Below are 21,255 nucleotides of genomic sequence, written 5' to 3' on the forward strand. Positions count from 1 at the left end.
TCCCTGTAACAGCCATTATCAGCTGCCGCTCATTTCAAGCGAGTTTTTATATTCTTCTATCTGCTCGCTCAAATTCCGTATATGGTGCGAAAACATAAAATGTAAGAACTCCGCAGGATCATCCTTGTCTTGTGAAGAAGCGAGACTTTGAATATATTCCGCTCTGTTTTCTTTTTTGATTATTGCAGGAACTAGACCCGCTTCATATTGGATAACATTCATTAAGAGCCGGCTCATCCGTCCGTTTCCATCCGCCCACGGATGAATGTGAACAAGTTTATAATGAGCGAGAAAGCTAAAAGCGTATTGAGCTTCTATATCTTTTTCTGCAATGCTTTTTCTTTCCGAATTGAGCCAACTGCAAAATTCTTCCAGTTTTTGCGGAAGCTTCTGCCATGCCATATAGCTTTTTCCGCCTCGCCCCGCACTGACATTTACCAATCTGAGCTCTCCTTTTGCAGAAGAAAATGTTCCGCCGATTGTATTGTATACAGTGCCGGTGTTTTTCATTACGAGAACTGAAAGTTCACAAAGGATTTCCGGTGTGATTTGCGTATGCTGTTTTGCAAGTTCAAAACTCTTTTCGTATGCAGCTTTTAGGTCAAGGTTCATAAGCTGTTCATGAATCGGCTTATTCGCACTTATCCCTTCGTCAAAAAGTAACTGATTTTCAATTTCCGTTATGGTAGAACCTTCTATTGCCGTTGAATGTGTGATAATCGAATATAAATAGAATTTATCATAATCAATCTGCTGAGAAATTTGCAGCTTGTTGTATTCGTTTATAACTTCTGAAAGTTTATTAAAGTTTTGTTCTTCGTTCCGATTTATCATTCTTCAATTCCTTCAATCAGTTTGGAAAGTTCGGTAACCGCTGCGGCAATGTTTGCGCTTTTGGTTTGAATGGTTTGCATAAGCTCGGCGAGTGAACAGTCCACTGTATCGGAACCGTCTTTTATCCAAGAAATATCCAGACCGGTTTTATCCCGTGCAAGCAGTTCATCGACATGATATTTACGCCATCTGCCGTTCGGATTTTCGGGCGACCATGTTTCTTTGCGGTCTTCAACATGTCCTGCACAGTAGCAGCTTACAAAGTCTTCAAGGTCGGAACGTTTAAGCGGTTTCGTTGCAAGTGTGTGTTTAATCCCTGTCCGGTAATCGTAATACCATGTCTCTTGTGTCGGGCTTCCTTTTTCAAAGAACAGTACATTTGCTTTTACGCCGTTTGCATAGAAAATACCGGTCGGCAGACGAAGAATCGTATGAAGATTAAAATCTTTTAGAAGTTTTTTGCGGAGAATTTCTCCGGCACCATCTGCAAAAAGCACATTATCGGGAAGAACTATTCCGGCTCTTCCGCCATCCTTTAACATGACCATCATGTGCTGTAAAAAATTTAACTGGTTGTTGCTTGTCGTTACAATCAAATCGGAACGCATGGTCGAAATATCGACGCTTCCTGCAGGCCGAGCACCGAAAGGCGGATTTGCAAGAATTACATCTACAAGATGTTCGGGTTCGTGTTCCAAACTATCTTCACATTTAATCGGCGTGGTGTCCACTCCAATATCGTGAAGATAAAGATTCATAGAAGCCAACGTTACGACAAGAGGCGTAATGTCATTTCCCCTAAGAGCCTTCGTTTGTAAGAACTCCACTTTACTCTGTTCGTCGCTTTGTTTACGCATATAGTCATACGCAGAAAGCAAGAATCCTCCGGTTCCGCATGCCGGGTCGGCAACGGTCTCCGTAATTTTCGGCTGAACAACATCAACCATAGCATTAATCAAGGGGCGCGGCGTAAAGTACTGCCCTGCTCCTGACTTTTTATCCTGTCCGTTTTTTTCAAGAATACTTTCGTAAATTGCGCCTTTTAGGTCTCCGTCCATACTGAACCAGTTTTCTTCATCAATCATTCCGATCAGTTTTTTAAGAAGTGCCGGTTTTGCAATTTTATTTTGCGCTTCCGTAAAAATTGCGCCGATAAGTCCGTCTGCTGCCTGTAAAACTTCCAGAATCTTTTCATATTTTGCAAGCTGATCTGGCCCATCCAGTTGAACGATATCTTTCCACTTACTTCCGTCAGGAAGTGCACTGCCTAAACCGTATGATTCTTTTTCAAAATCCATTTTTAGAAATAAGAGATATGTCAGCTGAATAATATAATCAGTAAATCCGATACCGGCTGCCGCAAGAACGTCTGCCATGTTCCAAACTTTTTTCGTAAGAGCCTGTTCCGGTTTTGCTTGTGTTGCTTCTTTTTTTGCCATTTTTATGCTGCCTTTCCGTAGAATAAGTATTTTGAAATTGTCTGCATTTCCGCATTTAGTTTGTCGGCTCCGAAGATTGGAACGGCTTTTACAAACAAATCATGCTTTGCATTGTTTAATTCAATGTTCGTGATACAGCCGTTTTGAACGATATATTCTGCAATCTGCCGCACGATTTCAATTTGTTCCGGCGTAAATTTACGCCAAGCCTGTCCGCAATAAAGGTTGAAATAGCTGCCGAATCGCCTTTTAAGGGACACAAGCTCATCATCCAACTTATATCCGTATCTTACCAGTTGAATAAGATTGGTAAAAACGCCCAGTTCCGTTTCTCTGTTTAGAGGTTTTACTTTTCCGCTTTCTCCGTCCAGCGTTTGATAGCACGTCCATAAGAATTCCGGCTTGAACTGGTTATTATACGCAATCAGCTTCTTTTCCAAATCTTTAAGCATTGTATACGTGATGGCGATTTTTTCCTGATTATAAAGAATCCGTAACGCTTCAATTTCATCTTTATTGTCATCAAGATAGGTTTCAAATGTCGCAATATATTCTTTTGCCTGCTCTTTTGAAAATCCTGCATAAATTAACGTATCCTGTTTTTCAAGGGCAATTTTAATAAATCCGGCATTGATTTCCAAAAGTTTTTTGCGGGCTTTTACGTTGTTTATGAGCGGGGAAATCAAAATCTTTCTTTCTGTGTTCGGCTCGTTAATATCTTTGTAGGGGGGTAAACTGCAAGACTCGGGTGCGATTGATTCAAAAATATTTACAGCCAATTGTTTTACGGTAATAGCGCCGAGTAAGTCATTAAGTTCGATAATATCTTCCGATTCGGCTTTTTTATTTACGTTTGAAAGATAGTCTGCTAAAAGTTCCAAATTATTATCGGATAATTCTCCGTGTGCAAGATGTTCAAGAAGGTCCTTGAGCGGCAAGACTTTTTTTATATCGCCGTTTCCGCCCGGAGTCGGCATTGATTTTTCGTGTTCTGTTACGCCGACAGCATCCACAAGATAGTAAAAGTCTTTTGAGGCCGCATTTGCGGTTACATTTCTTAGTTTATCGTCGGCAAATGTTCTGCATCCGCGTCCCTTCATCTGAGTGTAGAGAACTTCGGAATGTATATCGCGCATAAAAACAAGAATTTCCAAAGGCCTGATATCGGTGCCTGTTGCAACAAGGGTAACGGTAATTGCAATCCGAAAATCTTTGTTATTTCTAAAATCGCTAATCAGTTGATTTGAATTTCCGGATTTACACGTAATCAACTGGGCATAATGTTCGGGGATTTCTCCGTTAGGAAATTCGTTTTTGAAAACCTTTTTGATTGCTTTCAATATGTCTTCTGCATGGTTTTCTGTTTTTGCAAAGAAAAGCGTTTTTGGAATCATAGTCCAATCTTTTTTTCTGTCCGGGTACAGAGACTCATAGATGGAATCTTTATATGCTTGAACAACCGTTTCAATTTGTGCCGGAATCACGACACTTCTATCTATATCCGTTTTGGTGAATTGCCGGTCTTCATGCTGCTTTTGTGTTTTTCTTTTACCGCTCCAGTTGGAAACTTTTTTGATTTTTTCACCGTCTTTAATGGTGCCGCCGCTTTCCGAGATTTCGGTTTTAATTCTATACACACGCGGAGGAACATTAACACCATCGGCAATAGATTTTTCCAAAGTGTAATTTACTACTCGGTTTTTATTAAAAAACGCTTCAGCTTCCGGAGTCGGAGTTGCCGTCAGTCCGATGATTTTTGCATTATTAAAATAGGTAAGAACCTGCCGCCAATCTCCGTAAATCGAACGATGACATTCATCAATTATAATTACGTCAAAGAAATCCGGCGGTAAAAGTATGTTTCCGGTAAACTGAATCCGTTTTCCCGGTGCGTTTTCATCATTATCCGTTTCTTCGTCATCGCCGGCATCGTTTATTTCTTGCCCCGTGAGTACTGCAAAAAGCCGTTGGATCGTTGAAATGACGACACTTGCATTTCCTATTTTTTCAACGCTTTTAAGACGATGAACAATGTATTCATCGGAAAAAGGATTACCTGTTTCCGTAAGTTTATATGTTCCGAACTCGCCTTCGGCTTGCTTACCAAGATTGTTACGGTCGACAAGGAAAAGAACCCGCTTTGCGGATGTATAATTCAAAAGCCGATACGCTGCGGTACAAGCAGTAAATGTTTTTCCGGCACCCGTAGCTAAAACGATAAGAGCCTTTTTGAATCCCTGCTTAAATGAAAGTTCCAGCTTCGTGATTGCTTCAAATTGACATTCCCTTAAACCTTTTGACCCTACAGCCGGGATAGAAGGAAGTTTTGCATATTCCGAATCAATGTCGCCGCCTGCCAATTTAACAATATCTTTCGGAGTGAGCATTTTTTTAAGAACTTTATAACTCGGTTTTTCGTCATGCATATTCTTAAAGAGCAAGGTCTCACCGTTTGAAAGAAAAATAAACGGAAGCGGAGTTTTCCATGCCCGTATCCAATCGGGCAGAATATTTCCGTAATTTTGCGCTTGTTCTGCAACTTCAAGGCCTAAATTATTCTCTTTTCTTTTTGCTTCAAGAACCCCTATAGCCTTTCCGTCAAGATAAAGAATGTAATCAGCTTCTTTATTACCTTTTAAGATATTTTCACGAACGGCTTGCGCATTTATCGCTTCGGGAACAAACTCATTCCGGTTGACTACCGTCCAGCCGGCATCTTCAAGATATGCATCTATATAAACACGCGCTTTTTGCTCAGGCAATAGGCCGTCATATCTGAAATTATGATTGTTTTTGTATTCCGTCATAAATATATCCTAATGTTCTCATATCCCAAAACTATAGGAACAATTATAACACTATTTTAGTTATTTTAATAGTACCTTATAATGGTTAAAAGGCCGCCGCTGAATGGCCGCAGTGTTTTTTAGTTTCGGGGATGTTTCAAAAGTTTGTTACTTTTTTACCATCTATTGCATAAACTGCACTTTAAGTAATATACTGGTAAAAAATAGGAGTTGCTATGATAAAAATTCTAAAAATAGAAAACAAAGACGAAAAAGCAAAAATTGTCGAAGAGGTTTTGACGGATTTACCTGAATGGTTCGGCTTGCCTGAAAGCACAAAAGAGTATATCAATGATTCAAAAGAATTGGATTTATGGGCCGCAAAGGAAAATGATGAAACTATCGGGTTTATAACATTAACCGAATCAAGCTCAGATTGTGCTGATGTGCATTGTATGGGAGTAAAAAAAATATATCACAATAAAGGAATCGGCACATTATTATTTAATGAGCTGAAAAAATTTGCTTCAACTAAATATGATTATATACAGGTAAAAACGGTAGATGAAGGCCATTATAAAGAATATGACCAAACAATAGCCTTTTATAAAAAACAAGGATTTAAAAAATTAGAAGTTTTTCCCACACTCTGGGATGAGTGGAATCCTTGCTTGGTAATGATCCAAAAATTATAAAAACGCAACTGCATAATAGTCTAGCAGATTATTGCTGAATTACAGTTAAGGGGGATACTATGAAAGACTTTTTAGAATATAAAGATTATTTAGGATCGGTACATTTTAATGCTGATGATGAAATATTTTATGGGAAAATAGAATGTATTGATGATTTAATATCATTTGAAGGCAATACCGTAAATGATCTAAAAACAGCCTTTATTGAAGCAGTTGAAGATTATATTGAACTATGCAAAGAAGCCGGAAAACCGGCTGAAAAATCGTATAAAGGAAGTTTTAATATAAGAATTTCTCCTGCAATCCATAAAAAGGCTAAAAGACAAGCTATTATGCAAGGAATATCATTAAACCAGTTTATTCAGCAGGCTGTTGAACAGGCAGTAACATACAATGCTCGGCAAATTTAATTTATCATAATTTTAATAAAGCCGATTATTGATAATTTACAAAGGAGCTTTACCGCATGTATATAACCGATAACGAAACAAAAAAGGCCTTACTTATTTTTACCGATATATTTTCAGGCCCGGCCTCAAACTCTCATATAAGCCGCTCCACATTACAGGAAAAAAGTGCGAAAGCCCTAAAAGAAATAGAAGAAAAGGAGCTGAAAAGTCTTGTTGAAACCATCTTTTTAAAGCCCCTATCCTCCCTCCGTTTTAGAATAGCAAAAGAAAACCCTGCAACTCTTGTAGGATCGGGGCAGCTTGAAAAAATTGCTCAAGCGATCGAAGAAGAAGGAGCCGACCTTGTTGTCTTTAACAGTGCGGTAAGCCCCCGTATTCAGCGAAACCTTGAAGCAGCCCTTAACACCTGCGTTATAGACCGCTCCGAGGTTATTATCCAAATATTTGCGGACAGGGCTCAAACGAGGGAGGCCGTCTTGCAGGCTGAACTCGCCCGTTTAGAATATTCTATGCCCCGCCTTACCAGAAGATGGACGAGCCTTGCCCAACAAAGGGGCGGGGCAAAGGGCACAAGAGGAGCTTCCAGAGGTGCGGGTGAAAAAAAGCTGGAGCTTGACAGAAGGCGCTTAAAAACCGAAATTACCAAGCTTAAAAAAGAGGTGGAGCGGGTAAGGCTTCAAAGGAGTGAACAGCGTAAAACCCGCTTAAACGGGGATAAAAAAATAGGAGCCATCGTAGGCTACACAAATGCCGGAAAATCCTCCCTTTTAAAAAAACTTTCGGGAGCGGAAGTATTTACCGAAGACAAGCTTTTTGCCACCCTTGATGCCGAAACCAGAAAAGTTTTTTTACAAACGGGCGAAAAAAATATTCAAATTTTATTGACTGACACCGTAGGCTTTGTAAGTAATCTGCCTCACCAGCTGATTGATGCCTTCCGCTCGACCTTGGAAGAAGCCGCCCTTGCAGATTTTTTAATCATAGTATGCGATGCAGCCCATCCTGCAATGCCTGAATGTCTTGAAGTAACAAAAAAGGTCTTAGACGAGCTTTCTTGCAGTGATAAGCCCTCCATAATTGCCATAAACAAAATGGATGACATTTTTGATGAGGCTCAATTACTAAACTTAAAAGAGCGTTATCCCGAAGCCGTCGAGATTTCGGTTACAACGGGACAGGGTCTTGAAGGTTTAAAGAAAAAAATAACCGATATAATTATTTTTGATAAATAACAAGATATTCTTAAAATACACTTGACAGACTATTCATTTTATTGATATAATCAGCACATGTTGATGGGGATATAGCTCAATTGGTAGAGCGCTTGCATGGCATGCAAGAGGTCAGGGGTTCAATTCCCCTTATCTCCAATGTTTAAAGTTATTAGTTTTCCGACTTATTGGTTTAATTAAGGTGGTTTAATCGGTGGATTCGACAACTGAAATAGATCTTGATGAACTTCTCAAAGATGTAGTAATGCCTTCAGGTGATACGTCAGTACAGCCGCCTCCGGTTTCTTCCGGTTTTGACTTTGATGTCGGTCAAAGAGCTCCATTCCCCGATATTAAGGCCGGCGGTTTAAGCAGAGATACGATGTTTTCCATGGCTCCTGAAGCCAGAGGAGAAGCAAAGCGGGATCCGAGCGAACCGGATCTTACATTAACGCATTTTGAAAAAGTTGAAAAGTTTTTTTCCGATACCCCCCATACATTATTTGATACTGCAGAGTTTTACAAGGCTGTTCTAAAAGGTGAAGGCGAAAATGCCCAGCGTCTTCATACCTCCCTTACCAAATTTTTAACGACTACTGACCCTAAAGACCGAACCGTATTCAGACAGCAAGTCGAATCGGCCTATTGGAATCTTGTTTCCGATATGGTCATGAAAATAGCCTCAGGAAAATCTTCAAAAGAAAAACAATATGCAGTAAGATACGGACTTGTTCTTCCTACGCTTTTAACCACAGAACAAAAAGATATGTTTGCAAAAGTAATAGACGAAAATAAATATTGTGAGGCAGTCTATTATTTGGATGAGTGGTTCAGAGAAATCGGAATAGGAAAAATCAACCCTTCGGCAACGGACGAAGTTAAAATTTCAAAAAGAGACGATAATTCAAGATTTAATCAGCTTTTAGAAAAGGCAAAGGGAAAACTCCAAACTGCCGATAATTTACTGAGGGCAAAATCGGAAGAAATCAGCCGTTATGAAGACTCCATAAAACAGCAAATTGACAGCATGTTCTCTCATGATATGCTGGCAAATTTTTCCAATGTAAAATCGCCTTATTCGGAATCGCAAAAACAGCAAATCATGCAAATAAACGAAAGGCTGAAAAAACTGCTCAATTTCGACAAAGAATTACAAAACTGTATTTCAGATTATAAAGAAGCCGATGCAGATGTACGCAGCTTGAGGGAGAAGGCTGATGCTTCCGGAGGAATCACGACCAATATGTCCGGGGCCGAAGGAGAATTCGATACTGTTAAGCAGATGGCAAAAATGACCTGCGGACGCAAAGGTAATCATTTTCCAATCCTATCCCGTGAATATTTTAGAAGCTCTTCAAAAGAATTGGGAACTCGCGAGAACATTTTAAGAGAAATGAAATGGCTTGAAGATATAGACGTGCAAGCCTATTGCCGACAATATAAAAATCAATTAAACAGGATTCCTCCCTTTGTCATATTGGTTCCGACTTATGGAGATATAGGCTTTTGCTGGGAACCTTTTGACCGCTATAACAGGGTTACAAGTAGAGGCAGAATAGTAATCCCGATGTATCCTAAAAGTCTTAAAGTTTCCCTCTTAATGGCTACTGCAGATTTACGCTGGCAGGTTGCAAAGGAAAAAGCTTCCTACTATTGGATGGAAGAAGGCCTGACCGGCAATTATTATCAATGGTTCCAAAACCAAAAACTAAAAGGTGACATAAAAGAATATTTTATTCAGGATTATATAACTTGGATGATAAAAGAAAGCGAAGGCATTCAAAAATTAGACAAGGAAGTTAGAGAAGTATTTTGGAGGTACATGCCCTTTTCTGACTCGGTTAAGGCAAAACTAAAAGATAGGGCCTTGGTATATCAAGAGCTTTGTCAAAGAGACTTAAACCGCCAGATGTCGGATGGGTACTAGACTATGAAAAAACAATTATTTTTATTCGGTAGTAAATTATGCCCCGATTGCGGGCCTGCAAAGGAATATTTAGAAAGAAAAGGAGTAAAGTTCCGCTATTTTGACATTACTGAAGATTTAGGTTATCTAAAGTTTTTGTTAAAATATCGGGACGAGAGAGCTGAATTTGATCAGCTCAAAAAGGAGGGAAAGATCGGCATCCCATGCTTGATGGTTGGAGACGGCGAAGAGTTTGTATTCGACATTGAAGAAGCAGACCTATCAAAATGGTCTTAATGCTAACCAACCTTCTTGCTCTAAGTCATGTATCTTAGCCGGTTGGTATTTAGGTTGATCCTAAATACAATCTTGCAGGACGTGTGAGGACACGTCCTGCTTTTTTTTATGTAATTCTTATTTTAATACGGTTAATGGATTAATGAGTTTTCCGTCTTTATATACGGAAAAATGAACATGGGGGCCCGTAGATCTTCCCGTATTTCCTACAGTTCCAATAATACCGCCCTGATTTAGAATTTGGCCTCTCCTTACCTTTATCGAATTCATATGCCCATACATTGACTGATAACCGCCCGAATGAGTAACTATAACATAATTACCATAAACGGCAGAATAACCTGTATAAGAAACCGTACCGTCGAGGGTCAGCTTAATAGGAGTTCCTATAGGAGAAGCAATATCGATACCTGTGTGAAAACTCTTCCTTCCGGTAAAAGGATCTCTTCTGTAACCAAACGGCGAAGTAAGCCTTCCAATCACAGGATAAATAAAAAGCTCCCCCAAGGCCTTTTTAAGCTCAAAGGAGCTCATCGTTGCCCCCGGAATAAAAAGCTTTTGTCCTATGCTTACCGTCTGATTCTCAAGGTCATTTGCATCCAAGATTGCATTGATAGACAGGTTAAATTTACCGGCAATAGAGCTCAAGGAATCGCCCTTTACGGCCGTATAAATAAGCCCGTCAATCGAAGGAATAATCAGCTTTTGGCCTATCCTTAACTTCTTTGCGCTGCTTATTCCGTTTACTGAAAGAAGTGTCCCTAAATTTTTAAGACCGAATTTTTGAATAATACCGCTTACCGTATCTCCCTTTGAAACCATATATTCTTCAAAATCGACGGCAGTAATAAAATCGGGCACATCAGCAGGGGAAAAAGAGGAGCCTTCTGCAGTTTCCGAATAAGGAAGACCATCTTCTTTTACAATCTCGGAAGAAGGCATGGTATATTGGCGCATTGCATTTATAGATGAAGGCTCTTCCCAAAATGATATAGACCTTATTGATGAAAGCCCCCAATTAAGCTTTAAAATCGGGAAATAAAAAAATAGGAATCCTGCCGTGAGCATAGCTAAGAGCCCGAAAACAATCAAAGATTCATCCCTAGAGCTAAGTCTGCTCTTTTTTACGGTATTCGGCTTTCTATATCTATTGCTATGATACGATCTATTGTTATGATGCACTGCATCCGAATAAGTTATGATATCCATATCCAGTATATCGGCATAAAAAAATATGTTTTTAGGCTAAATTAAATAAGAAAAGGCCTAAAACTTATAAAAGTTTTAAGCCTTTCGTTAAAAACTATAATGGGGTAAAGATTATCTTAACATACCGTACAAGTTTTTCGGGTTCTTCAAAACGGGGACAAGTTCCTGAGGAATGCCGACATTTTCGTCCTTTGCTATATCGTACATCAAGCGAAGAATTGAAAAATCTTCAAGAGCAAAACCTACGGAATCAAAAATGGTAATTTCATCCGGCTTGCGGTTTATGGGTTTACCTGTTTTGATTACATTCCAAATTTCGGTAACTTTAAAGTTATCGTCCATATGCTGAATTTCGCCCTCGATTCGGCTCTGAGGTTCAAATTCTACATAAACGTCTCCCATAAAAAGAACCTTTGAATCAAGCTCGGTTTTTCCGGGACAGTCGCCGCCAACAGCGTTCATGTGCATACCGGGCTCAACCATATCGGGTGTAATGATAATGGCATTTTTTTTATCGGCCGTAATTGTCGTAATAATATCGACTCCCTTACAAGCCTCTTTTGTGCTGCTGCATTTGATAAGCTTTAAGCCCTTTACATCTTTAAGATTATCCATGAGTTTATCTGTTGCAGCAGGATCAACATCATAGCAATAAATTTCTTCAACCCCCAAAATATGATGAAATCCAAGAGCTTGGAATTCGCTTTGACAGCCGTTTCCTATTAAGGCCATCTTTTTAGGGTTAGGTTTTGCAAGATACTTTGCAGCCATTACCGAGGTTGCGGCAGTTCTAACCGCCGTTGTCAAAGTCAATTCACTCAAAAGAAGAGGAAATCCTGTACAAACTTCAGCTAAAACTCCTATAGCCATAACGGTTAAAAAATTGTGCTTAGGGTTTTCGGGATGACCGTTTACGTACTTAAACGAATAGGTTTTGGAGTCTCCTATCGGCATGAGCTCAATAACCCCTACGGGGCTGTGATGAGCCATCCTTGGAACCTTGTCAAAGTCATTCCATCTTTTATAATCTTCTTCCAAATAAGGAACAAGCCGTTTAATAACCGTTTCGGCACCGACAGATTTAAGATACTTTGCCATTGTAGGCAAATCAATATACTTCGTCTTCAACATAAGCCTCCATGTGTTGATTGTATACTACTATGCTAACGCATTTTATAGCTTTTGTCCACCAAAAAATGCCGAATTTTAAAAATAAGCTTTTAACCTTATTTTTAGCAGTAGGAGACGTCAATCCTCAATAAAGGCGTATTTTAGATTATAGGTTCCCGGATAAAACTGTTTAACTCCTTTTAATTTTGTTTGCATAAAGATATTATAGGTTTGGTTTGCGTAAGGAGCAATACCGCATTCTTCTGCCAATAAAATCATTTCCGCTTTTTTAAAAAGTTCCAGCTTTTCGTTAAAATCGGAGCTTTTTTTTGCCCGCAGAACCAAATCGGTGTACTCATTATTTCCCCAGCCTATCGGAACAATTTTATTTCCGGGTAAAAAAAGGTCCAAATATCTGGCGGGTGTATCAATACCGCCGCCCCATGATTTAAAACCGACTTGATAGTCCAAGCTCTTATTCCGTTTTTTAAAGACCGTTCCCTCGATTTTATCAAGCTCTACATTTACTCCCAAAACATTTGAAAGCCTGTTTTGTAAATATTCATCAAATTTCGAGCTTTCATTTGACGGGAACATTATCGAAATTGTTATCTTTGAAGGGTCATCTCCAAGTCCCAATTCTTTTAAGCCCTCAATAAAATGAGCCTTAGGATCAGGAACTTTTTTTATCAATTCTTGAATCGGTTCGCCCGCAAGGTTGCGGTAATTTTTACCTTCAAGCTCGGTAGCAATCGAAACAAAACCGTAGGCAGGTTTATAAATATCGTCAAAGAGGTCTGTGCAAATTTCTTTGCGGTCAAGGCTTGCCGAAAGAGCTTGGCGAATTTTTTTGTTTGAAAACAACTTGTCTTTTTGATTCATAAAGATATATTGAACGCGGCTGTCAACTCCGTTTATTTCGGCAAAGCGGTTTTCTTTTTTCAGCTTATTTATCCAGCTTATGGAATAAGCATTTGCAATATCGATGCTTCCGTTTAAAAGCTCCCCGAGGGCGGCATTTTCTTCATTTATGATTTTAAATGTAAGAGCATCTATTTTTACATTTTTAGCATTCCAAAATTTTTCGTTTTTAACAAGCTCAATCTTGCTGTTATGCACCCAAGTTTTTACTTTAAAAGCCCCGCTGCAAATTATTTTTTCGGCCTCGCTGCCGTAGGATAGACCGAATTCTTTTATAATATCTTCCCTTTGCGGCGGAATTTTTGCGGCAAATTCATGAAGATTTTTTATAGGATTTTCGGTTATTATTTGAAGAGTTCTTTCATCAAGAGCCTTGATTCCTATTTCGGAGTAGTCCAGCTTACCCTTTAAAATATCTTGAGCATTTTTGATATAGTCATAATACATTGCCATAGGTGAGGCAGATTCGGTATTGATGATACGGCGGATACTGTAAACAAAGTCTTCAGCCCTTATCTTTACACCGTCAGACCAATAGGCTTCGCGTAAGTTAAAAGTCCATTCCGTATAATCGGCATTATGAGTCCAAGACTCGGCAAGGGCCGGAAGAATTTTTATCTCCCCATTATCTTCAGTTAAAATATCGGTCAAATTTTCGTTTATATAGTCCAATATTATAAAAGAGTACCTGTCTGAAGCCTTTGCAGCATCCAAAATACTCGGTTCCGCGCCCAATGAAGCCGTAACTGTTTTAGGCTCACTAATTTTCTTATTGCCCCCACAAGCAAAAAAAAGCAGCATCAGCGCTGCCAACCAAAATAATTTTCTACCTTTCATATAAACCTCGGCTGACAATATAACAAATTTTAAATAATTCTTCCAGCAGTCAATAGTATTTTTATAAGATACCTTGAAAAAAATAATTTGCCGGTGTATTATTTGGATAGATCTAATGTAGGTTAGACGGACACGTGCTACTGCACGAGCTGAATTTTTCAGGTATAAATCTAGATTTAATATTAAAAAAAGGTATAATAGAAGTATGAAACCTAAAGAAAAAAAAGAGATTTTTAATTTCTTAGAATATAATAAAAACATTCTCCAGTCCTATGGCGTAAAAAAAATAGGTCTTTTTGGTTCTTATGTACATAATCAACAAAATAAAAATAGCGATATTGATATATTAGTAGAATTCCATACTGATAAAAAAAATTATAATAACTTTATAAATTTAGTTTATTACTTGGAAGATAATTTGAATACAAAAATAGATTTATTAACCATAGAAAGTTTAAGTCCTTATATTGGTCAGAGAATACTCAATGAGGTTGAATATGTATCGATCAAATGAAGAGTTATTTAAGCATATTTTTGATGAAATTGTTTTTTTGGAATCTGAAACAAGGACCATATCAAAAGAAGTATTTTTAAAAGATGAAAAAACGCAACGAGCTTTTGCACGGAGTATTGAAATTATTGGAGAAGCCGTTAAAAACATTTCAAATGATATAATCATTAAATATAAAGAAGTTCCATGGAGAAATATTGCCGGTATGAGAGATAAACTCATTCATGGTTATTTTTCCGTTGATTATGAAATTGTGTGGGATGTTGCAAAAAACATTATTCCTGAATTTAAGAACCAGCTGATAAAAATCATGGATACAGAAAAAAAGAAAAATGACAATTAAAGAAATAATAACAGAAATCAATAAAATAGAAATAGATATTGTTGATTTTATAAGTAGTTACAGAAGTGAACGACTTGTCAGTAATTACAATGATTGGAATTATAAAGATGTCATTGCGCATCTTTTGGAATGGATTATGTTTTCAAAAAATAAACTAAACGCTATTGTACATAACCAAGATTTTCAAGAAATAAATAATATCGATATATTCAATAAACAAAATTATATAAAAAATAAGAATAGGCATATTATAGAATTACAGAAGAAACTAATCTTTGAACTGAATGAATATAAAAATATTGTGCTGTTGTATACAGAAGCGGATTTACAAAGAAAAGATTTGCCAATAGGTTTTTCATTTGAATTATGGCGGTATATGGTAATGGATACTATTATACATCCTGTAATGCATTTATTATATTATTTAATTAAAACAAAAAACTATAAGTTATTTTTCAAATTGTGTAAAAAATATAATGACATATTTTATTGTTATGCAAAAGGAAATCTTGAGGTGTATTCTTTTTATGAATATATTGAAGATAGTAAGAAATTTATTGAGAATATAAAAGAATTAGGCGAGCAGTATAAAAATGATGATATGATACATGCAGTTTTAAAAGCCAATAAAATAGATGGAACATCTAACACCCGCACTTCAACGCTGACATTCGTTTTGGACGAAATGATCTTTTTATAAAAACGATTCAAATAATTTACCGAAAAGGAGTCCCCAGCCGTCAACCATAACAAAAAGAATCAATTTAAACGGCATGGATATTTGGACGGGCGGAAGCATTATCATACCCATAGACATAAGAATACTGGCGACAATCATATCTATTATAATAAACGGCAGGTACAAAAATATTCCGATTTGAAAAGCTATTGTAAGCTCATGTAATATAAAGGCAGCTATTAAAATATGAGTAGGCACATCTGCAAGAGTATCAGGCTTTGGGAGTTTAGACATAGCCATAAATGTGCGGATATGGGTCGGATTTTTTTGCATTTGTTTGTACATAAAATACCGCATGGGTTTTTCAGCTTCCCTATAGGCTTCTTCTATTCCGATTTGTCCTTCACTCATAGGTTTATAAGCGTTATTGTATATTTGGGTAAAGGTCGGCCACATTATAAACAGGGTAAGAAAAAAAGCGATTCCGTTTAAAACCTGAGTCGGCGGCACTTGCTGAAGAGATAAGGCCCTTTTAACAAAATCCAGAACAATACTTAAACGCAAAAAGCTCGTCATCAATAACAAAAGACTTGGAGCTATTGAAATAAGCGTGATAAAAATTAAAAGCTGAACCGAAAAAGCAACATCTTTATTTGTCGAAGGTTCTCTTATCGAAAAATCGATAAAAGGAATTCTCCCTGCCTGCCTGTTAGGATCGGCATCCGTCCTTCCGGCAGTAGTACCTTCGGGAAACCTCGACTGAGAAAAAACTTGAACCGGAATAAAAAGAATCATACCGAAAAAAACCAGAATTAAAAGATTTTTTTTCATTCCTTTTCCTCCGGTACTTGAGCCTTAGCAGCCTTGTTTAACCTTTCACGTTGTGCTTTAAAAAAATTTACATCAACGTCATTGTTTTTTGAGCCTTTAAAAACCGATGACAGCATAGAAGCAAAGTCTTGTTTGGGAGAAGAGCTGCGTCTTTCAGCATCCAAATTCATGGTATCGACAAGGGTTTTATCTTCAACTTCCCCTATCATATTTATTGAAGCATCCGTAACGCCTACAATGTACGCCTTTTCGCCCAAGGTAATAACATGAATACTTTTTCCTTGAGCAATGTTAATTGAGGCAACGCTTTTTAGATAAGGACTATCCGAAGAAAAAGATAGTGAAGATTTTTTTAAAAATTTCAGCACAACATAGGCCAAAATACATACTATAATTAAAGATACAAGAACTTGTAAAAGTCTGGAAATAGGAGATTGAGTCCTTTCTGCAACATTCAAATCAAAAGCACTTCCATTTCCGGCAGGTAATGCATCCCCCTCATTTCTTTCAATATTTCCTTTTTTACCTGCGTCCAATAGAATACCCGACTCTGAAGGCAGGGAATCTCCATCCGAAGAAGTTCCGTCATTTTCTGCAAATAAGGTCACCGAAAACAAAAAGAAAATAATAAAAAACAGCTTTTTCCCCAAGCTCATTAAAACCCCCACCCGATTTTTAGGTTTATATATCCGAAATACGCTCAGCCGGAGATAAAATTTCGGTTATACGGACACCGAAACTTTCTTCTATAACTACAACCTCTCCCTTAGCTATAGGTTTGTGGTTTACAAGAACATCTACAGGTTCACCGGCAAGCTTATCAAGCTCAATAATATGACCCTCGCCCATTCCAAGAATTTCCTTAATCATGCGCTTTGTTCGTCCTAGTTCTACGGTCATTTCCATGTAAACGTCCATGATAAGACCGATATTACCCTGCTCCTCCTGACTTACAAAACCCTGAAGGGGCGGAAATTGAACAGGCTGAACACTGGCGCCCATTCCCATTTGGGGCATCATGCCCATATTATTCATAGCCTGCATATTTCCTCCTTGCTGAGGCGATCCTTGGGGCATACCTGAACCGAACATTTGCTGTGCGGGGCCGCCTGTTTGCGTAGCTCCCATCTGCATACCGCCCATCATTCCATTGTTTTGCATTGCACCCATATTCTGCATACCTCCCATTGCAGCCATACCCTGCATTGAAGGATCAGGACCCGCAATCGTAGAAGCTATTTTATCGACAACATCTTCAGAAAGAATTTCCCACAGTTGATATGCAGAATCATCAAGCTTAACATTATAAGTTATGCTTACAAAGTTACGCTGAGGTAGTCTCATCATAGCCTTAGGAACATGTGAAGATTCTGCCGGAGAAGATGCAACACCGGTAAGTCCGGCACGCTCAAGGTAACTAAGTTCCGTACCCACATATTGAGCGATTGTCTCACTTATAACAGAAAGGGCCATATCGTCTATTTCTACGTTGTCTTCATGATTTACCAAACTGACTATTTTCTTTGCAAGTTCAGGACTCATCATAAAGGCATGATCACCGCTCATAGATCCCGAAAAATCAATGAGGGTGGCAACAGTCATTTCGGATACTTTTCGTAAAAAGGACTCTCTATCGGAAAACTCGATAACCGGCTCGGAAATGCTGACACTTTTACCCGTCATGGACTCCAAGTTCGAAGACAGCCCGGGGATGTTTTCTTTTGTAAATTGAAGTAAGGCTGTTTTTTTAAAACCGGCCAAATCATCGCCTGCACCTGCAGCAGGAGCCGATGCAATTCCGCCTCCTCCTACTCCCGATAACAAAGCATCTATTTCATCTTGAGAAATTGAACCATCACTCATACAACTCATCTCCTTCCGATGTTAATTCTTCGAATTCATCACCGCTAATATCTTCTATTTTTTCCAAAATCTGAACTGCTAATTTTTTACCCTTCACGCCGGGTTGGCAGGAGAATTTAGGCCTGCTTCCTACTGTAAGCTTAAAAGGATCCCCTACCCTTACGTTGGGTAAGCGTACAACATCTCCGGCTCTCAAGTTAAGAACATCCCTGATTGAAACATCCAAGGAGCCTACCTCGGCAACCATATCAACCTCAACGGTCGAAAGCTTATCCTTAATTGCTGCCGCATATTGTCCTGTCGAAGCCCTTCTGACCGACGAAAACCAAAACTGTGTCGATAACTTTGATATAATCGGTTCAAGGGTAATATAAGGAAGACAGATATTCATCATTCCTTCTTCTTCTCCAACCTTAGTTTCCAATGTTACCAAAAGTACCATTTCAGAGGGGGTTACAATCTGAACAAACTGAGGGTTGGTATCTATGTTTCCCAAACGGGGACGTAAATCGACTACGGTAGTCCAAGCTTCCCTCATATTTGCAAGGATACGTACTATAACGCCTTCCATAACGGAGCTTTCTATTTCGGTCAATTCCCTCTGAACTTTTGAACCCTGTCCCTTACCGCCGAACAAACGGTCTATAATCGAAAAGGTAACCGAGGGGTCTATCTCCAAAAGAGCACTGGCCCTTAAAGGATCCATGTTTATAATCGCCAAGGTTGTCGGCGTAGGTATTGATCTTATAAATTCTTCATACGTAAGCTGTTCTACGGTTGCTACGTGAACATGAGCCATGCTTCGCAGCTGAGCGGAAAGAGAAGTGGTTGTAAGACGGGCAAAGGTTTCATGCATCATCTGTACCGTCCTCATCTGCTCCTTAGAAAATTTGTCGGGACGTTTAAAGTCGTAAATTTTTATTTTACGGGTGTCATTAACGGCACGAAAATCTTCTGTATCCGTATCTCCTGAGCTTATTGCGGTGAGAAGCTGATCTATTTCATCCTGCGAAAGAACTTCTGTCATGGCTCTCCTATCCTTTATTGTTCAACAATATCGTATTGCGTGAATCGAACATCCTTTATTTTATTTTTTGTAAGTACATTATCGTTTATTTCGTGCTTTATTTCAATCTTTATTTTTTCTTCCTGTCTTAATTCGGCAGTAGTCTTGCCTTTAAAATAAGAGCGTAAAAAGTCTATTATTTCGACCTTTCTTGCAGAAAGCTCTTGAGGTGTCGACTTATCGTTGTTGGTATAGCCTAAGGCGACATCTACTATCAAGGTTGCAGGAATTCTATCTGCCGTATGTACCTTCAAAATACCGATTGCCTGATACCACTGCAAAACATCCCTTGTTTCCCTGTACTCTTCAGAAACGGGGGATATTGAATGAGATGAGCCTTTTTTATCTCTTATGTTCATTGTAATAACTACAACGGTAACAATGAATATTAGAGCAACCAATACAATAGCAACCCATTTTATCAGCATGGGTATAAGACCTGCACCTCTTTTTTTGGTATCTACTGATGAAGCCATATTTTCCTGAATATCATCGTCATCCATTAAGTCATTATCAGCCATAATTTTCTCCTTACTATTATAATCGGCACATTTTTATTTTTACTAAAAATGTGCATCATCAAGAATAATTATATCAACCCGCCTATTGTAGGCTCTTCCTTCTGCCGTATCATTTGAAAAGATAGGGCGAGTGTCTGCGTAGCCTGCTACGGAAAATCTGGATTCTTGAGCTCCGAAGTCCGTAAGGCTGTGCAAAATATTTATTGCCCTTGCAGATGAAAGCTCCCAATTACTTTTCCATACATTCGGATCCGTTACGCCCGAATCGGTATGCCCTTCAACCCTAAACCTATAGGAAGCCAAATCTTGAGAAGATAAAAACTGAGCGAGATTTAAAAGCGTATCTCTGGATTCGGCAATATTAAGCTCTGCACTTCCGGGATAAAAGAAAACATCCGATGCCAAGCTGATTACTATCCCCCTCTCATCGCTTGTAACTGCAATTTTATTTGTTTTGATTTCGGGAGCAAAAAGCGAAACAGCCTTTTTTAAGGCACTTGCAAGCATTTTCCCTTTTTCCATTGAAGGCATTGAGCTTATGGTGTTTCCAAGGTCTGAAAGTCTGCCTGCAGAAACAGAAAGACCGCCTCCGGTCGGATCACCGCTTATTGATGCGGAAAGAGCCATGAGCTGAGTTACATCGACCTCAGACGGCTCAAAAAGCATTACGAAAAAGCAAAGCATGAGAGTAACCATATCTGCATAAGTGGTAAGCCAACCGCTTCCGGCGGCGCTTGGACCGTGTTTCTTTTTCCTTGCCATTTTAATCCTTTAATACTTCCGCCTCAATTGCTTTTCTATCGGAAGGCGTCAAATACGTAATAAGCCTTTGAGCCAAAATTCGAGGGTTATCTCCGGCTTGAATTCCAAGTACACCTTCTATAATCATTTCTTTGGATTTAACTTCCATATTGTTTTGGTACATAAGCTTTGTTGCTATAGGAACCAAGAGCCAGTTCTGCATAAGAGAACCGTAAAAGGTTGTAACAAGAGCCGTAGCCATGTTAGGGCCGAGAGCAGTTTTATCATCCAAGTTTAACAACATACCGATAAGACCTATAACCGTTCCCAACATACCGAAACCGGGGGCGAGGGTTGCCCAAGCATTTACTAAGGATATCCATGTGTTATGGCGCTCTTCCATTTGATTAAGCTCGTTCTCCATAAGAGAGCGGATAGCCTCTCCGTCAATACCGTCAACTACGTTCCTTAGACCTGAGCGCATAAAGGGATCTTCAAAGTCTTCAATTTCTTCTTCCAATGCAAGAAGACCTGCGCGGCGGCTTTTTTCGGATAGAGCAACAAAACGTTGAACCAGAGCCTTTTCACCGTAATCGGTTACCTTAAAAACTCTTGCAACAACCTTGAAAATTCCTATCGTATAGGATAAAGGATAGGTTAAAAAAAGACACATGTAGGAGCCGCCAATTGTAATGAACATTGAAGCCGGGTGAATAAGCCCTCCGGCCGAACCGCCGAGGATGGCACCGAATGCAACAACTGCTATACCTCCGAATATTCCTATAAACGACGCTATATCCATATCTACCCCTTTTTGCTTCTACTACAACTCATTTTTAAATATACCGATTTTACGGCGGTACGCGACTATAGCTTCCAAAATTTCTTCAGGCCTTTCCTTAATTACATAATACTTTCCTGAAAGCATCTGCAAAGTAACATCCGGATTACACTCAATAGTTTCAATTTGATGAGGATTAATCCAATACTTTGTTCCGTTTAGCCGCGTTACCTGTATCATAAATAATACCCTATATTATACCAT

22 protein-coding genes and 1 tRNA gene are annotated in these 21,255 nt (G+C 38.8%); 9 read left to right on the forward strand and 14 right to left on the reverse strand.

Features of this window, described 5'->3' with window-relative positions:
- Positions 1–18: 18 nt before the first annotated feature.
- Genes TDE_RS12910 through TDE_RS12920 form a run of 3 tightly spaced genes read right to left on the reverse strand, consistent with a single transcriptional unit; the run spans position 19 to position 5,080 of the window.
- A complete protein-coding gene (locus TDE_RS12910; RefSeq protein ID WP_002667016.1) occupies positions 19–834 on the reverse strand; it encodes a Fic family protein in 816 nt (271 codons plus the stop codon).
- Positions 831–2,273: a type I restriction-modification system subunit M gene (locus tag TDE_RS12915; RefSeq protein WP_002667015.1), complete on the reverse strand. Its 1,443-nt coding sequence runs from the start codon at positions 2,271–2,273 to the stop codon at positions 831–833. Before TDE_RS12915 ends, TDE_RS12910 begins: the two co-directional genes overlap by 4 nt.
- A gap of 2 nt (positions 2,274–2,275) precedes the next feature.
- The gene (locus TDE_RS12920) at positions 2,276–5,080 is read right to left on the reverse strand and encodes a type I restriction endonuclease subunit R (RefSeq protein ID WP_002680808.1); all 2,805 of its coding nucleotides are present in this window, start codon (positions 5,078–5,080) and stop codon (positions 2,276–2,278) included.
- Between the two features lie 215 nt (positions 5,081–5,295).
- Here TDE_RS12920 and TDE_RS12930 point away from each other — a divergent pair, with 215 nt between their 5' ends.
- The 6 genes from TDE_RS12930 (at position 5,296) to TDE_RS12955 (ending at position 9,578) form a co-directional block, all read left to right on the forward strand.
- Positions 5,296–5,754 (forward strand): GNAT family N-acetyltransferase, encoded by a 459-nt coding sequence (locus tag TDE_RS12930; RefSeq protein WP_002680818.1) that lies wholly within the window; start codon positions 5,296–5,298, stop codon positions 5,752–5,754.
- A 59-nt stretch (positions 5,755–5,813) separates the two neighbouring features.
- A complete protein-coding gene (locus TDE_RS12935) occupies positions 5,814–6,164 on the forward strand; it encodes a type II toxin-antitoxin system HicB family antitoxin (protein WP_002667012.1) in 351 nt (116 codons plus the stop codon).
- Positions 6,165–6,220: 56 nt separating this feature from the next.
- Complete coding sequence (gene hflX, locus TDE_RS12940) at positions 6,221–7,396, forward strand: GTPase HflX (RefSeq protein WP_002667011.1); 1,176 nt, start codon at positions 6,221–6,223, stop codon at positions 7,394–7,396.
- A 65-nt stretch (positions 7,397–7,461) separates the two neighbouring features.
- Positions 7,462–7,534, forward strand: a tRNA-Ala gene (locus TDE_RS12945).
- 55 nt (positions 7,535–7,589) lie between these two features.
- Complete coding sequence (locus TDE_RS12950; RefSeq protein WP_002680819.1) at positions 7,590–9,302, forward strand: hypothetical protein; 1,713 nt, start codon at positions 7,590–7,592, stop codon at positions 9,300–9,302.
- 3 nt (positions 9,303–9,305) lie between these two features.
- Positions 9,306–9,578, forward strand: a complete 273-nt coding sequence (locus TDE_RS12955; protein WP_002667009.1) for a glutaredoxin domain-containing protein — start codon at positions 9,306–9,308, stop codon at positions 9,576–9,578.
- 117 nt (positions 9,579–9,695) lie between these two features.
- Here TDE_RS12955 and TDE_RS12960 read toward each other — a convergent pair whose 3' ends face one another.
- The 3 genes from TDE_RS12960 to TDE_RS12970 all read right to left on the reverse strand — a co-directional run bounded on the left by TDE_RS12960 (position 9,696) and on the right by TDE_RS12970 (position 13,655).
- Complete coding sequence (locus TDE_RS12960; protein ID WP_002680821.1) at positions 9,696–10,787, reverse strand: peptidoglycan DD-metalloendopeptidase family protein; 1,092 nt, start codon at positions 10,785–10,787, stop codon at positions 9,696–9,698.
- A gap of 111 nt (positions 10,788–10,898) precedes the next feature.
- Positions 10,899–11,918 carry an ornithine cyclodeaminase gene (locus TDE_RS12965; RefSeq protein ID WP_002680822.1) on the reverse strand — a complete coding sequence of 340 codons (1,020 nt, stop codon included), beginning with the start codon at positions 11,916–11,918 and terminating at the stop codon, positions 10,899–10,901.
- A gap of 117 nt (positions 11,919–12,035) precedes the next feature.
- On the reverse strand, positions 12,036–13,655 hold the full coding sequence (locus tag TDE_RS12970; protein WP_010957310.1) for a peptide ABC transporter substrate-binding protein: 1,620 nt from the start codon (positions 13,653–13,655) through the stop codon (positions 12,036–12,038).
- Positions 13,656–13,860: 205 nt separating this feature from the next.
- Here TDE_RS12970 and TDE_RS12975 point away from each other — a divergent pair, with 205 nt between their 5' ends.
- From TDE_RS12975 to TDE_RS12985, 3 genes are read left to right on the forward strand one after another with little or no spacing between them, the layout of a single operon-like run.
- Positions 13,861–14,169, forward strand: a complete 309-nt coding sequence (locus TDE_RS12975) for a nucleotidyltransferase family protein (protein WP_002667001.1) — start codon at positions 13,861–13,863, stop codon at positions 14,167–14,169.
- The gene (locus TDE_RS12980; protein WP_002680824.1) at positions 14,153–14,509 is read left to right on the forward strand and encodes a HepT-like ribonuclease domain-containing protein; all 357 of its coding nucleotides are present in this window, start codon (positions 14,153–14,155) and stop codon (positions 14,507–14,509) included. Before TDE_RS12975 ends, TDE_RS12980 begins: the two co-directional genes overlap by 17 nt.
- The gene (locus tag TDE_RS12985) at positions 14,499–15,209 is read left to right on the forward strand and encodes a ClbS/DfsB family four-helix bundle protein (protein ID WP_002680825.1); all 711 of its coding nucleotides are present in this window, start codon (positions 14,499–14,501) and stop codon (positions 15,207–15,209) included. The genes TDE_RS12980 and TDE_RS12985 overlap by 11 nt, the downstream gene beginning before the upstream one ends.
- Here TDE_RS12985 and fliP read toward each other — a convergent pair.
- Genes fliP through TDE_RS13025 form a run of 8 tightly spaced genes read right to left on the reverse strand, consistent with a single transcriptional unit; the run spans position 15,204 to position 21,231 of the window.
- Positions 15,204–16,019: a flagellar type III secretion system pore protein FliP gene (gene fliP, locus TDE_RS12990; RefSeq protein ID WP_002680826.1), complete on the reverse strand. Its 816-nt coding sequence runs from the start codon at positions 16,017–16,019 to the stop codon at positions 15,204–15,206. The two genes, TDE_RS12985 and fliP, sit on opposite strands and share 6 nt — an antisense overlap.
- Positions 16,016–16,675, reverse strand: coding sequence for a flagellar biosynthetic protein FliO (gene fliO, locus TDE_RS12995; RefSeq protein ID WP_002680827.1), 660 nt, complete (start codon positions 16,673–16,675; stop codon positions 16,016–16,018). The genes fliP and fliO overlap by 4 nt, the downstream gene beginning before the upstream one ends.
- A 25-nt stretch (positions 16,676–16,700) precedes the next feature.
- Positions 16,701–17,882, reverse strand: a complete 1,182-nt coding sequence (fliN, locus tag TDE_RS13000) for a flagellar motor switch protein FliN (RefSeq protein WP_002680828.1) — start codon at positions 17,880–17,882, stop codon at positions 16,701–16,703.
- Positions 17,875–18,909: a flagellar motor switch protein FliM gene (gene fliM, locus TDE_RS13005; RefSeq protein ID WP_002666990.1), complete on the reverse strand. Its 1,035-nt coding sequence runs from the start codon at positions 18,907–18,909 to the stop codon at positions 17,875–17,877. Before fliM ends, fliN begins: the two co-directional genes overlap by 8 nt.
- Before the next feature lie 14 nt (positions 18,910–18,923).
- On the reverse strand, positions 18,924–19,469 hold the full coding sequence (locus TDE_RS13010) for a flagellar basal body-associated FliL family protein (protein WP_002666989.1): 546 nt from the start codon (positions 19,467–19,469) through the stop codon (positions 18,924–18,926).
- 42 nt (positions 19,470–19,511) lie between these two features.
- The gene (gene motB, locus TDE_RS13015) at positions 19,512–20,231 is read right to left on the reverse strand and encodes a flagellar motor protein MotB (RefSeq protein WP_002666988.1); all 720 of its coding nucleotides are present in this window, start codon (positions 20,229–20,231) and stop codon (positions 19,512–19,514) included.
- A gap of 1 nt (position 20,232) precedes the next feature.
- Positions 20,233–21,012 carry a motility protein A gene (locus TDE_RS13020; RefSeq protein WP_002666986.1) on the reverse strand — a complete coding sequence of 260 codons (780 nt, stop codon included), beginning with the start codon at positions 21,010–21,012 and terminating at the stop codon, positions 20,233–20,235.
- A gap of 21 nt (positions 21,013–21,033) precedes the next feature.
- Positions 21,034–21,231 (reverse strand): flagellar FlbD family protein, encoded by a 198-nt coding sequence (locus TDE_RS13025; protein ID WP_002680829.1) that lies wholly within the window; start codon positions 21,229–21,231, stop codon positions 21,034–21,036.
- Positions 21,232–21,255: the final 24 nt, after the last annotated feature.

It is taken from the genome of Treponema denticola ATCC 35405, from assembly GCF_000008185.1.
Lineage (GTDB): Bacteria > Spirochaetota > Spirochaetia > Treponematales > Treponemataceae > Treponema_B > Treponema_B denticola.